10 protein-coding genes are annotated in these 13791 nt (G+C 64.1%); 2 read left to right on the top strand and 8 right to left on the bottom strand.

Annotation, left to right across the window (positions count from 1 at the left end; all coding sequences use genetic code 11):
* Nucleotides 1-81: 81 nt before the first annotated feature.
* Nucleotides 82-2469 (top strand): N-acylhomoserine lactone acylase HacB, encoded by a 2388-nt coding sequence (hacB, locus tag JHD77_RS04390; RefSeq protein ID WP_031755859.1) that lies wholly within the window; start codon nt 82-84, stop codon nt 2467-2469.
* Nucleotides 2470-2646: 177 nt separating this feature from the next.
* Here the strand turns inward: hacB and JHD77_RS04385 are convergent, their stop codons facing one another.
* From JHD77_RS04385 to JHD77_RS04350, 8 genes are all read right to left on the bottom strand, one after another.
* On the bottom strand, nt 2647-3516 hold the full coding sequence (locus JHD77_RS04385; protein ID WP_003084307.1) for an ABC transporter permease subunit: 870 nt from the start codon (nt 3514-3516) through the stop codon (nt 2647-2649).
* Nucleotides 3517-3598: 82 nt separating this feature from the next.
* Nucleotides 3599-4480: an ABC transporter permease subunit gene (locus tag JHD77_RS04380; RefSeq protein WP_003121722.1), complete on the bottom strand. Its 882-nt coding sequence runs from the start codon at nt 4478-4480 to the stop codon at nt 3599-3601.
* Between the two features lie 26 nt (nt 4481-4506).
* A complete protein-coding gene (gene potA, locus JHD77_RS04375) occupies nt 4507-5661 on the bottom strand; it encodes a polyamine ABC transporter ATP-binding protein (RefSeq protein WP_003084303.1) in 1155 nt (384 codons plus the stop codon).
* Between the two features lie 54 nt (nt 5662-5715).
* Nucleotides 5716-6813, bottom strand: a complete 1098-nt coding sequence (gene spuE, locus JHD77_RS04370; protein ID WP_003118141.1) for a spermidine-binding protein SpuE — start codon at nt 6811-6813, stop codon at nt 5716-5718.
* Nucleotides 6814-7231: 418 nt separating this feature from the next.
* The gene (spuD, locus tag JHD77_RS04365) at nt 7232-8335 is read right to left on the bottom strand and encodes a putrescine-binding protein SpuD (RefSeq protein ID WP_003084299.1); all 1104 of its coding nucleotides are present in this window, start codon (nt 8333-8335) and stop codon (nt 7232-7234) included.
* Between the two features lie 115 nt (nt 8336-8450).
* On the bottom strand, nt 8451-9821 hold the full coding sequence (spuC, locus tag JHD77_RS04360; protein WP_003084297.1) for a putrescine--pyruvate aminotransferase: 1371 nt from the start codon (nt 9819-9821) through the stop codon (nt 8451-8453).
* A gap of 65 nt (nt 9822-9886) precedes the next feature.
* Entirely contained in the window at nt 9887-11245 is a 1359-nt protein-coding gene (locus JHD77_RS04355) for a glutamine synthetase family protein (protein WP_003084290.1), read from the bottom strand.
* Nucleotides 11246-11285: 40 nt separating this feature from the next.
* Entirely contained in the window at nt 11286-12038 is a 753-nt protein-coding gene (locus JHD77_RS04350; RefSeq protein ID WP_003112938.1) for a gamma-glutamyl-gamma-aminobutyrate hydrolase family protein, read from the bottom strand.
* Between the two features lie 278 nt (nt 12039-12316).
* On the opposite strand from JHD77_RS04350, the gene JHD77_RS04345 reads away from it, so the two are divergent.
* On the top strand, nt 12317-13693 hold the full coding sequence (locus tag JHD77_RS04345) for a glutamine synthetase family protein (RefSeq protein WP_003112937.1): 1377 nt from the start codon (nt 12317-12319) through the stop codon (nt 13691-13693).
* The last annotated feature ends 98 nt before the right edge of the window (nt 13694-13791 follow it).

Here is a 13791-nt window from a genome sequence, read left to right as displayed (position 1 = left end):
CCAGGGTCCGAGCATTCGGTCAATGCCGCGGGCCGGCGGCATCCGCAGAATGCTCGGCACTACAACAAGGAGAAAGGATCGATGAAACGCACCCTGACCGTGATCGCCGTGGCGGTCGCCGCCGCGGCTGCCGGCGGCGCCTGGTACCTCCATGCCAAGCAGCCGCTCCGCAACGGCTCGCTCGCCGTGGCCCACCTGCAGGCGCCGGTCGACGTGCGCTACGACGAGCGCGGGGTTCCGCACCTGTATGCGCAGAACCAGACCGACCTCTACCGCGCCCTCGGCTACGTGCACGCCCAGGACCGCCTGTTCCAGATGGAAATGCTGCGGCGCCTGGCGCGCGGCGAGCTGGCCGAAGTGCTCGGACCCAAGCTGGTGGATACCGACCGTCTGTTCCGCACCCTGCGCATCCGCGACCACGCCGCCGAGTACAGCGCCCGCCAGGACAAGCAGTCGCAGCCCTGGAAAGTGCTGGAGGCCTACCTGGACGGGGTCAACCAGTTCCAGGAAAACAACCCGGCGCCGCTCGAATTCGATCTGCTGGACATACCCAGGCGTCCCTTCACCCCCGAAGATACCCTGAGCATCGCCGGCTACATGGCCTACAGCTTCGCCGCCGCCTTCCGCACCGAGCCGGTGCTGACCTACATCCGCGACGAACTGGGCAGCGACTACCTGCGCATCTTCGATCTCGACTGGCATCCGCAGGGCGTGCTGACGCCCTCCGGCGCACTGGGCGCCGGCGACTGGAAGGACCTCGGCGCCCTCGCCCGTCTCAGCCAGCAGGCCCTGGAGGACGCCGGCCTGCCGCAGTTCGAGGGCAGCAACGCCTGGGTCGTCGCCGGCAGCCGCACCGCCAGCGGCAAGCCCCTGCTGGCCGGCGACCCGCATATCCGCTTCGCCGCGCCGGCGGTATGGTACGAGGCCCAGCTGAGCGCGCCCGGCTTCGAACTCTATGGCCACCACCAGGCGCTCAACCCCTTCGCCTCGCTGGGCCACAACCGTGCGTTCGGCTGGAGCCTGACGATGTTCCAGAACGACGACCTCGACCTGGTCGCCGAGAAGGTCAACCCGGACAACCCCAACCAGGTCTGGTACCAGGGCGAATGGGTCGACCTGCAGAGCGAGGAGCAGGAAATCGCGGTCAAGGGCGCTGCGCCGGTGAAGCTCACCCTGCGCCGCTCGCCCCACGGTCCGATCGTCAACGACGCGCTCGGCGCCAGCTCCGGCAAGACCCCGATCGCCATGTGGTGGGCTTTCCTCGAGACCGAGAACCCGGTGCTCGACGCCTTCTACCAGCTGAATCGCGCCGATACCCTGGCCAAGGCCCGCGCGGCGGCCTCGAAGATCCATTCGCCGGGACTCAACCTGGTCTGGGCCAATGCCGCCGGCGATATCGGCTGGTGGGCCTCGGCGGCCCTGCCGAAGCGGCCGGAGGGGGTGAACCCGAGCTTCATCCTCGACGGCAGCAAGGGCGAGGCGGACAAGTCCGGCTTCTATCCGTTCGCCGACAACCCACAGGAGGAAAACCCGGCGCGCGGCTATATCGTCTCCGCCAACTTCCAGCCGGTCCCGGCCAATGGCCGGCCGATTCCCGGCTACTACAACCTGGCGGACCGCGGCCAGTGGCTGGATACCCAACTGGCCGACCGCGGCACCAAATGGAACCTGGACAACAGCCGCGCGCTGCAACTCGGCAATCGCACCGGCTACGCGCCACGCCTGCTCGCACCCTTGCTGCCGGTCCTGCGCGAGGTGGTCGACGACGCCGAAGGCAAGCGCCTGGTCGAGCAACTGGCGGCCTGGAACGGCGACTACCCGGTCGACTCGACCGCCGCCACGCTGTTCAACCAGTTGCTGTTCCAGATTGCCGAGGGCGCCTTGCACGACGAACTGGGCGATGCCTTCTTCGACAGCCTGATCGCCACCCGCGCCATCGACAGCGCGCTGCCTCGGCTGGCTGCCGACGCCGACTCGCCCTGGTGGGACGACCGCCGCACAGAACGCCGGGAAACCCGCGCGGATATCGTCAGGGCCGCCTGGAACGCCTCCCTCGCGCATCTGCGCCGCACCCTCGGCAACGACCCGTCCGGCTGGCTGTGGGGCAAGGCGCATACCCTGACCCACGAGCACGCCCTGGGCCAGCAAGCGCTGCTCAGGCGCCTTCTCAACGTCGGTCCGTTCGCCGCCCCCGGCACCCACGAGGTACCGAACAATCTGTCGGCGAAGATCGGCCCGGCCCCCTGGGCGGTCACCTACGGTCCATCGACCCGGCGCCTGGTGGACTTCGCCGACCCGACCCACAGCCTCGGCATCAACCCGGTCGGGCAGAGCGGCGTGCCCTTCGACGGCCACTACGACGACCAGGCCGAGGCCTACATCGAGGGCCACTACCTGCCGCAGCACTACGAGGAAAACGAGGTGAAGGCGAACAGCAAGGGCGTGCTGGTGCTGGAGCCGAAGCGCTGAGCCGGCCGGCGTGGGGTCGGGCGAGTAGCCGCATGGTGGTTGTCCGCCGGATACAACGGGCTATCGGCGGATAACGCCTCGGGCGTCGCCCTACGGAGCGTAGCCAGGCATTTCCCGCCACCGACGCGCCAATGAAAAAGGCCACCCGCAGGTGGCCTTTTCTTTTCGGCGGAGGGCTCAGGCCGGGGTCGGCGAGCCTTTCTGCCAGTCGGTCGCGGTCTCTTCCATCGCCTGCTGGATCGCCCGGCGACGCCGCTCCTCGGCCTGGCGGGTGAAGTACCAGGCGAAGAAGGTGAACAGCGAAACGCTCAGCAGGATCAGGCTGGCCACCGCGTTGATCTCCGGCTTCACGCCCAGGCGTACCGCCGAGAACACTTCCATCGGCAAGGTGGTCGAGCCGGGTCCGGAGACGAAGCTGGCCAGTACCAGGTCGTCCAGCGACAGGGCGAAGGACATCATGCCGCCCGCCGCCAGCGAGGGCGCGATCATCGGGATGGTGATCAGCAGGAACACCTTCCAGGGCTTGGCGCCCAGGTCCATCGCCGCTTCCTCGATCGACAGGTCGAGTTCACGCAGGCGCGCCGACACCACCACCGCCACGTAGGACGAGCAGAAGCTGGTGTGGGCGATCCAGATGGTCACGATACCCCGTTCCTGCGGCCAGCCGATCAGTTGCGCCATGGCCACGAACAACAGCAGCAGCGACAGGCCGGTGATCACTTCCGGCATCACCAGCGGCGCGGTGACCATGCCGCCGAACAGCGTACGACCGCGGAAGCGCGGGATGCGGGTGAGGACGAAGGCCGCCAGGGTGCCGAGGAGCACCGAGGAGAACGCCGTATAGAAGGCGATCTCCAGGGAGCGTCCGACCGAGCTGACCAGTTGGGTGTTGTCCAGCAGGCCGACGTACCACTTCACCGACCAGCCGCCCCACACCGTCACCAGCTTGGAGGCGTTGAACGAATAGATCACCAGGATCAGCATCGGCAGGTAGATGAAGAGCAGGCCGACGATCAGCATGACGTTGGAGAAATTCCAGCGCTTCATACCTTGCCCTCCAGTTCTTTGGCCACGCTTCTGGATGGAGAGCCTGTTGAACGGGATACGGAGCGGGATACGCTGTGCTGGCTCATACCTTGCCCTCCAGTTCTTTGGCCTGGTTCTTGTTGAACAGGATGATCGGGATGATCAGGATCGCCAGCATCACCACCGCCAGGGCGGACGCCACCGGCCAGTCGCGGTTGTTGAAGAACTCCTGCCAGAGCACCTTGCCGATCATCAGGGTCTCGGGGCCGCCGAGCAGTTCCGGGATGACGAACTCGCCCACCGCCGGGATGAACACCAGCATGCAGCCGGCGATGATGCCGTTCTTCGACAGCGGCACGGTGATCTTCCAGAAGCTGGTGAAGTTACGCGCGCCCAGGTCGGAAGCGGCCTCCAGCAGGCTCGGGTCGTGCTTCACCAGGTTGGCGTAGAGCGGCAGGATCATGAACGGCAGGTAGGAATAGACGATGCCGATGTACACCGCGATGTTGGTATTGAGGATGGTCAGCGGCTCGCTGATGAGCCCCAGCCCCATCAGTACGCTGTTGAGCAGGCCGTTGTTGGAAAGGATGCCCATCCAGGCATAGACCCGGATCAGGATCGCCGTCCAGGTCGGCATCATGATCAGCAGCAGCAGGACGGTCTGCGAGGACTGGCTGGAGCGGGCGATGGCGTAGGCCATCGGGTAGCCCACCAGCAGGCAGATCAGGGTACTGATGAAGGCCATCTTCAGCGAGCCGAGGTAGGCATCGATGTAGAGCGGGTCATCGGTCAGCATCAGGTAGTTGCCGAGGTTGAGGAGCACCTGCAACTGCTGGTCCGCGTAGGCGAAGATCTCGGTGTAGGGCGGGATGGCCACGTCCGCTTCCGCCAGGCTGATCTTCAGCACGATGGCGAAGGGCAGCAGGAAGAACAGGAAGAGCCACAGGAACGGCACCCCGATGACCGCATGCCGCCCGGTGGGCATGCGCTTTTTCAGGCTGTTGGCGAATTTCATGACTGCAGTACCACGCCGCTGTCGTCGTACCAGCTGATGTACACCGACTGGTCCCAGGTCGGCCGGGCGACGTGGCGCTCGGCGTTGGCCATGAAGGCCTGGACGATCATCCCGGAGGCCAGCTTGATGTAGTACACCGAGTGGCCGCCAAGGTAGGCGATGTCGTAGACGGTGCCCTGGGCCCAGTTGTGCCCGGCGTGTTCCAGGTTGTCCGGCTTCTGCGCGCTGATCATCACTTTCTCCGGCCGCAGCGCGTAGGTGATGCGCTTGTCCTCGGCGCGGGTGCTGATGCCGTGGCCGATGTAGATCGGGTTCTCCAGCTGCGGGCAGGCGATCACCGCATGGTCCTGCACGTCCTCCACCAGCACGCCGTCGAACAGGTTGACGTTGCCGATGAACTCGCAGACCAGGCGGCTCGCCGGGGTCTCGTAGATGTCCATCGGGCTGCCGATCTGCTCGATGCAGCCCAGGTGCATGATGGCGATGCGCTGGGCCATGGTCATGGCCTCTTCCTGGTCGTGGGTCACCATCACGCAGGTCACGCCGACGCGCTCGATGATCTCCACCAGTTCCAGTTGCATCTGCGAGCGCAGCTTCTTGTCCAGCGCGCCCATCGGCTCGTCGAGTAGCAGCAGCTTCGGCCGCTTGGCCAGCGAACGGGCCAGGGCCACCCGCTGGCGCTGGCCGCCGGAGAGCTGGTGCGGCTTGCGCTTGGCGTACTGGGTCATGTGCACCAGCTTGAGCATCTCGGCCACGCGCTCGTCGATCTCGGCCTTGGGCAGGCCGTCCTGCTTGAGGCCGAAGGCGATGTTCTGCGCCACGCTCATGTGCGGGAACAGCGCATAGGACTGGAACATCATATTGATCGGCCGCTCGTAGGGCGGCAGGTCGGTGATGTCCTGGCCATCGAGGAAGATCCGCCCCTCGGTGGGCCGCTCGAAACCGGCGAGCATGCGCAACAGGGTGGATTTACCCGAACCGGAGCCGCCGAGCAGGGCGAAGATCTCGCCCTTGTTGATGGTCAGGGACACGGTGTCCACCGCCAGCGTCTCGTCGAACTGCTTGGTTACCCGGTCGATCTTTACCAGCACCTCTTTCGGCTGCTGGTTGCCCTCTAGGGCTTTCTTGTAGGCACCGGAGGCTATCGCCATTACCACAACTCCCAAGTCGTTGAGCCCGGTCACGCTACCGGGCGGAATTTGAACTTATTTGCCGGTCTTGATCCGGGTCCAGGTACGGGTCTGCAGGCGCAGCACCTTGGCCGGCAACACGGCGGAAACGTAGAGCTTGTCGAGCACGGCCTGCGGCGGATACACCTCCTCGCTGTCGCTGACGCTCTTGTCCATCAGCGGGCGGGCCCCCGGTATCGCGTTGGCGTAGCCGACGTAGTCGCTGACCTTGGAGATCACCTCCGGACGCAGCAGGTAGTCGATGAACGCGTAGGCGTTATCGGCGGCCTTGGCATCGGCGGGAATCGCCATCAGGTCGAACCACAGGTTGGCGCCTTCCTTGGGAATCACGTACTGGATGTCGATGCCCTTGCCGGCCTCTTCGGCGCGGGCAGCGGCCTGGAAGACGTCCCCGGAATAGCCGAAGGCGACGCAGATGTTGCCGTTGGCCAGGTCGGAGATGTACTTGGAGGAGTGGAAGTAGCTGACGTAGGGGCGAACCTTGGTCAGGACTTCCTCGGCCTTCTTGTAGTCCTTCGGGTCGTGGGTGTTGGGATCCAGCCCCAGGTAGTTGAGGGCGGCGGGCAGCATCTCGTCACCGCTGTCCATGAAGGCCACGCCGCACTTGGCGAGCTTCTTCATGTTCTCCGGCTCGAAGAGGATGGCCCAGGAGTCGATCGGCTGGTCACCGAGGACTTCCTTGACCTTGGCCACGTTGTAACCGATGCCGTTGGTGCCCCACAGGTAGGGAACCGCGTACTGGTTGCCCGGGTCGCTGACCTCCAGTTGCTTGAGCAGCGCCGGATCGAGGTTCTTCCAGTTCGGCAGCTTGCTCTTGTCCAGCTTCTGGAAGGCACCGGCCTGGATCTGCTTGCCGAGGAAGTTGTTCGACGGCACCACGATGTCATAGCCGGAGTGGCCGGAGACCAGCTTGCCCTCGAGGGTCTCGTTGGAGTCGAAGACGTCGTAGCTGACGTCGATCCCGCTCTCCTTGGTGAAGTCCTTGAGGGTGGTGGGAGCGATGTAATCGGTCCAGTTATAGATGTGCAGGCTCTTCTTCTCCGCCTGCACGGGGCCCGCGATCGCCGTAGCCAGAGCGGCTACCAGCAGTGTCTTGCCAATGGAATGTTGCATGTCCGACTCCTGTTCCGGGCCTTTTCACGGCAGCACCCTGCCTGTTCGACCCGTGTTCTTCAAGTGCCGATGTAAGCCCAGATCACTCGGGTTTCATGACAACCCGACGATTCCGCCGGGAAACATGAGTGAGCTGGGTTCCCTACCGGCGTGTTGGTTTCAGGTTTTCCGGGCCCTCGGCCCCGGTGCGAGCGACACGACCGGCCCCGGCGCGGCAGATTGGCGCAGCGCCCATGGCAGCGTCTTCGTCGTCGATACTGCGTCCGGTCGTCGGGCCCCCAGGAGGAAGCGTCTGGACGAACGGGCAAAAGAGTCGAACCTCTTCGCAGGGGAGCGTGGCCGGAGGAAACCCGGCCGCGTTCCGGTTCTCTCGTGCCGGAGCGCCGGCGGCTTCAGGCGCCGCCGGGCTCCTCGCGGATCACTTGCCGGACTTGATCTTGGTCCAGCTGCGGGTCATCGCCCGCTGGGTCTTGGCCGGCAGGTCGGGGAAGGTATACAGCTTCTTCATGACCTCTTCGCTCGGGTAGATGCCCGGGTCGTTGCGGATCGCCTCGGACACCAGCGGGGTGGCCGCCGCGTTGCCGTTGGGGAACTGAACCACGTCGGTGATCTCGGCCATGATTTCCGGCTTCATCAGGAAGTTGACGAAGGCCAGGGCGCCCTCGGTGTTCTCGGCGTCCTTCGGAATGGCGACCATGTCGAAGAAGCTGCCGGCGCCTTCCTTGGGAATGTTGTACTTGACGGTGACCTTGTTCTTCGCCTCTTCGGCGCGGGACTTGGCCTGGTAGATGTCGCCGGAGTAGCCGATGGCGACGCAGATGTTGCCGTTGGCCAGGTCGGAAATGTACTTCGACGAGTGGAAGTAGGTGACGTAGGGACGGATCTTCAGGAACAGCTCTTCGGCCGCCTTGAGTTCCTTGGGATTGTCGGTGTCCGGCTTGTAGCCGAGATAATGCAGGGCCGCCGGGAGGATCTCGGTCGGCGAGTCGAGGAAGCTGACGCCGCACTGCTTCAGCTTCTGGATGTTCTCCGGCTTGAATACCAGGTCCCAGGAATCCACCGGCGCGTTGTCGCCGAAGGCCGCCTTGACCTTGTCCGGGTTGTAGCCGATGCCGATGGTGCCCCACATGTAGGGAATCGCATGCTCGTTGCCCGGGTCGCTGACTTCCAGGGTGTGCATCAGGTCCTTGTTCAGGTTCTTCCAGTTCGGCAGCTTGGACTTGTCGAGCTTCTGGTAGACCCCGGCCTTGATCTGCTTGGCGAGGAAGGAGTTGGACGGCACCACCACGTCGTACCCGGACTTGCCCGCCAGCAACTTGGCTTCCAGCACTTCGTTGCTGTCGTAGACGTCGTAGACGACCTTGATCCCGGTTTCCTTGGTGAACTTCTCCAGGGTGTCCGGCGCGATGTAGTCGGACCAGTTGTACACGTGCAGCACCTTGTTGTCCGCAGCCTGCGCCATACCGGCCACAGAGCCCGCCAAGGTCAGGGCGAGCAGGGTCTTACCGAAACGTTTCATCATGCGGGGTAGCTCCATTTTTGTTGAAGTATCCGGGCGGTGGCGCAACCGATCGCGTCACCACCCGGTGAGCCTGGCCAACGCACTGGCGCAGTCTGGCAAAAGTCCGCTCAGGGACTCAAGCCAGGACGGCGGCGGCGGTCTGATCGAGGCACTTGCGCGCCAGGGTGATCAACTCATCGATCTGCGACGGATCGATCACCAGCGGCGGCGAGATAATCATAGTGTCGCCCACCGCGCGCATGATCAAACCGTTGCGGAAACAATGTTCCCGGCACAGCATCCCGACGCCCTTGTCGGTGAAACGCTCGCGGGTCTTCTTGTTCTTGACCAGCTCCAGGGCGGCGACCATGCCGACCCCGCGCGCTTCGCCCACCAACGGGTGGTCGGCCAGCTCCTGCCAGCGTTTCTGCAAATACGGTGCCGTTTCCGCCTTCACCTTCTCGATGATCTTCTCTTCGCGCAGGATGCGGATGTTCTCCAGGGCCACGGCGGCCGCCACCGGGTGACCGGAATAGGTGAAGCCGTGGTAGAACTCGCCGCCCTGGTTGAGCACTTCGACGATCTCGTCGCGCACCACTACCCCGCCCATGGGGATGTAGCCGGAGGTGAGGCCCTTGGCGATCGGCATCAGGTCCGGGGCGTTGCCGTAGTACTGGCTGCCGAACCACTCGCCGGTACGGCCGAAGCCGCAGATCACTTCGTCGGCGATGAACAGGATGTCGTACTTGGCGAGGATCTCGCGGATCTTCGGCCAGTAGGTGTCCGGCGGGACGATCACGCCGCCGGCGCCCTGGATCGGCTCGGCGATGAAGGCGGCGACGTTTTCCTCGCCCACTTCGAGAATCTTCTTCTCCAGCTGCTCGGCGGCCCAGACGCCGAACTCGTCCGGCGACATGTCGCCGCCCTCGCCGTACCAGTAGGGCTGGGCGATGTGGACGATGCCCGGGATGGGGAAATCACCCTGCTCATGCAACGCCTTCATGCCGCCCAGGCTGACGCCGGCGACGGTGGAGCCGTGGTAGCCGTTCCAGCGGCCGATCACCACTTTCTTCTGCGGCTGGCCCTTGGTCGCCCAATAGTGGCGGACCATACGCAGCACGGTGTCGTTGGCCTCGGAGCCGGAGCCGGTGAAGAACACGTGGTTCATGCCTTCCGGAGCGACGTCGGCGATCGCCTTGGCCAGCTCGACCACCGGCGGGTGGGCGGTCTGGAAGAACAGGTTGTAGAACGGCAACTCGCGCATCTGCCGGGTGGCGGCCTGGACCAGCTCCTCGCGGCCGTAGCCGACGTTGACGCACCAGAGGCCGGCCATCGCATCGAGGATCTTGTTGCCCTCGCTGTCCCAGATATAGACGCCTTCGGCCTTGGTGATGATCCGCGCGCCCTTCTCGTTCAACTGCTTGTAGTCGGTGAACGGCGGCAGATGGTGGTCGCGGCTCAACGCCTGCCACTCACGGGTCTTGGCGTTGGTGATTTGGCTGTTCATGTCACACCTCTTCTATTCAAGACTGTCCGGGAGCGGCGGACCACGCCGGCCGCCCCCGGTCAGGATCAAACGGAAAGCAGGAGGAATTCCCGCTCCCAGGAGCTGATTACCCGCTTGAAATTCTCGTGCTCCGCACGCTTCACCGCGACGTAGCCGCTGATGAACTTGCTGCCGAGATACTGCTCGAGGGGCTTGCAGTTCTCCATGCGCTCCAGCGCCGCTTCGATCGTCAGCGGCAGGCGCAGGTTGCGGCGTTCATAGCCGCGACCTTTGACCTGGGCGCTCGGCTTGATGCCTTCGACCATGCCGATGTAGCCGCACAGCAGGCTGGCAGCCAGCGCCAGGTAAGGGTTGGCGTCGGCGCCGGCGAGACGGTTCTCGACCCGGCGGTTCTCCGGGCTGGAGTCCGGCACGCGCAGGCCGACGGTACGGTTCTCTTCGCCCCACTCGACGTTCACCGGCGCCGAGGTATCGGGCAGGAAGCGGCGGAACGAGTTCACGTTGGGCGCGAACAGCGGCAGCACTTCCGGGATGAACTTCTGCAGGCCGCCGATATGGTGCAGGAACAGCTCGCTCATGGTGCCGTCGGCATTGGAGAAGATGTTCTTGCCGGTCTTCACGTCGACGATGCTCTGGTGCAGGTGCATCGCGCTGCCCGGCTCGCCGGTCATCGGCTTGGCCATGAAGGTCGCGGCGACGTTGTGCTTGAGCGCGGCCTCGCGCATGGTGCGCTTGAACACCAGGATCTGGTCGGCCAGGTCGAGGGCGTCGCCATGACGGAAGTTGATCTCCATCTGCGCGGTGCCTTCCTCGTGGATCAGCGTATCCAGGTCAAGGCCCTGGGCCTCGCACCAGTCGTACATGTCCTCGAACAGCGGGTCGAACTCGTTGGCGGCGTCGATGGAGAACGACTGACGCCCGGTTTCCTGGCGTCCGGAGCGGCCCACCGGGGCCTGCAACGGATAGTCGGGGTCGTCGCTGCGCTTGGTCAGGTAGAACTCCATCTCTGGCGCCACGATCGGCCGCCAGCCCTTATCGGCATACATCTTCAACACGCGCTTGAGGATGTTGCGCGGCGACAGCTCGATGGGATTGCCGAGCTTGTCGAAGGTGTCGTGGATCACCATCGCGGTGGGCTCGATGGCCCAGGGGACGAGGAACACGGCATTCTCGTCCGGGCGGCAGACCATATCGATGTCGGCCGGGTCGAGCAGGTCGTAGTAAATGTCGTCTTCCACGTAGTCGCCGGTGACGGTCTGCAGCAGAACGCTCTCCGGCAGGCGCATGCCCTTTTCCGCGATGAATTTGTTGGTCGGCGAGATCTTGCCGCGGGCGATGCCTGTCAGATCGGAAATCAGGCATTCCACTTCGGTGATCTTGCGTTCCTTCAGCCAGCTGGTCAGCTGGTCTAACTTGGTAGTCATAAAGACCTCAGGGTTGAGAGTCCGGCCCCAACAGCCGGACTCAACGTTGCCCCGCCCTCTTGCTGCAGGCCTTACCGAAAGCCTGGAAGATAGCGAGATAGTTGGGGTTCGTCAGAACCTGCCACTCCGGGTGCCATTGCACACCAAGAGCGAAGGCTTTTGCACCTTCTACGGAGATGGCTTCGACCAACCCGTCAGGCGCCAGTGCTTCTACTCGAAGGCCCGGCGCCAGACGATCAACGCCCTGGCCATGGATGGAATTGACCTGGAACTCGCTCGGCAAGCCGATACCGGCGAGCACTCCGCCCGGCTGCACATGCATGGCATGGCGCGGCGCGTACTGAACCTCGAGCGGCTGGTCGGCCGGCTCGCGGTGGTCCATGAAGGTTCCGACCTCGTGCACCTTCTGGTGCAGGCTGCCGCCGAAAGCCACGTTCATTTCCTGGAAACCGCGGCAGATGCCGAGGACCGGAATGCCGGCGTCGATGGCGGCGCGGACCAGCGGCAGCGTGGTGGCGTCGCGGTCGGAGTCGTGGAGGGTGCCGGGCTCGCTCGCCGGTCCACTATAATGACGGGGCTCGACGTTCGACGGCGAGCCAGTGAAGAGCAAGCCGTCGACGCTGTCCAGCAGGGCTGCCTGGTCGATCGACTCGCCCAGCGCAGGAATGATCAGCGGGAGACCGCCAGCGCCGTTGACGACGGCACGCAGATATTTGTCGCCGGCAATGTGGTAGGGATGAAGACCGATCTGCTTGGTGCAGGCGGTGACGCCGATTAACGGCAGGCGAGACATGAGACACCCGTTGTTTGTAGATGTTATGGGGTTTGGCCGAGCTTAGCGTTGTTCATTTTTTTACACAATAGGCCTGTAAAAAATTGAACACGCACTCCTGAACACCCTTCGACGCGAGGTTTTTTTCGGCTTTTCGTCCGGCGAAAATGCCCTGAAAACGGCCTCAACGCCCCACAAGAGGGCGTTTTTGGCGGCTATTGACATCCCACAGGCTTTCGGATTGACTCATAGCCTACCCCCCGCATGATTGAAATTTTTAACAAAAAAGGTGTTGCATCATGTCGGTACCCCAGCGTGCCGTTCAGCTCACTGAACCGAGCGAGTTCCTCAAGGAACATCCCGAGGTCCAGTTCGTCGACCTCCTTATTGCAGACATGAATGGCGTGGTTCGCGGCAAGCGGATCGAACGCAACAGTCTGAACAAAGTCTTCGAAAAAGGTATCAACCTTCCCGCTTCCCTGTTCGCCCTCGATATCACCGGCTCCACCGTAGAGAGTACCGGCCTGGGTCTCGACATCGGCGACGCCGACCGGATCTGCTACCCGATCCCCGGCACCCTCTCCATGGAACCCTGGCAGAAGCGACCGACCGCGCAACTGCTGATGACCATGCACGAACTGGAAGGCGAGCCGTTCTTCGCCGACCCCCGCGAAGTCCTGCGCCAGGTGGTGGCCAGGTTCACCGAGATGGAACTGACCATCGTCGCCGCCTTCGAGCTGGAGTTCTACCTGATCGACCAGGAGAACGTGAACGGCCGGCCGCAACCGCCGCGCTCGCCGATCTCCGGCAAACGTCCGCAGTCGGTGCAGGTGTACTCCATCGACGACCTCGACGAATACGTCGAGTGCCTCCAGGACATCATCGACGGCGCCCGCGCCCAGGGCATCCCGGCCGACGCCATCGTCGCCGAATCCGCACCGGCGCAGTTCGAGGTCAACCTCAACCACGTCAACGACGCCCTCAAGGCCTGCGACCACGCGGTGCTGCTCAAGCGCCTGGTCAAGAACATCGCCTACGACCACGAGATGGACACCACCTTCATGGCCAAGCCCTATCCGGGCCAGGCCGGGAACGGACTGCACGTGCATATCTCGCTGCTCGACAAGCATGGCAACAACATCTTCACCAGCGAGGATCCCGAGCAGAACGCCGCATTGCGCCATGCGATCGGCGGTGTGCTCGAGACCCTGCCGGCCTCCATGGCCTTCCTCTGCCCGAACGTCAACTCCTACCGCCGCTTCGGTTCGCAGTTCTACGTGCCGAACGCGCCGAGCTGGGGCCTGGACAACCGCACCGTGGCCCTGCGCGTGCCCACCGGCAGCCCGGACGCGGTACGCCTGGAACATCGGGTGGCCGGTGCCGACGCCAACCCCTACCTGCTACTGGCAGCGGTGCTGGCAGGCGTTCATCACGGGCTGACCAACAAGGTCGAGCCGGGCGCGCCGATCGAAGGCAACTCCTACGAGCAGATGGAGCCGAGCCTGCCGAACAACCTGCGCGACGCCCTGCGAGAGCTGGACGAAAGCGAGATCATGGCGAAGTACATCGACCCGAAGTACATCGACATCTTCGTCGCCTGTAAGGAAAGCGAGCTGGAGGAGTTCGAGCACTCGATCTCCGACCTCGAGTACAACTGGTACCTGCATACCGTCTGAGGTAGCGGTATCGGCGCGCCGGTCCTGGGCCGGCGCCGTACGCAGCGAAATCCGGGGCGGTTTCGCAGACACTCAACGCGGGGGCGTCTGTGTCTGGG

This window comes from Pseudomonas sp. P20 (assembly GCF_016463925.1).
GTDB lineage: Bacteria > Pseudomonadota > Gammaproteobacteria > Pseudomonadales > Pseudomonadaceae > Pseudomonas > Pseudomonas aeruginosa.
Note: the sequence above shows the minus strand (reverse complement) of the source record. Positions and strands in the feature narration are given on the sequence as shown.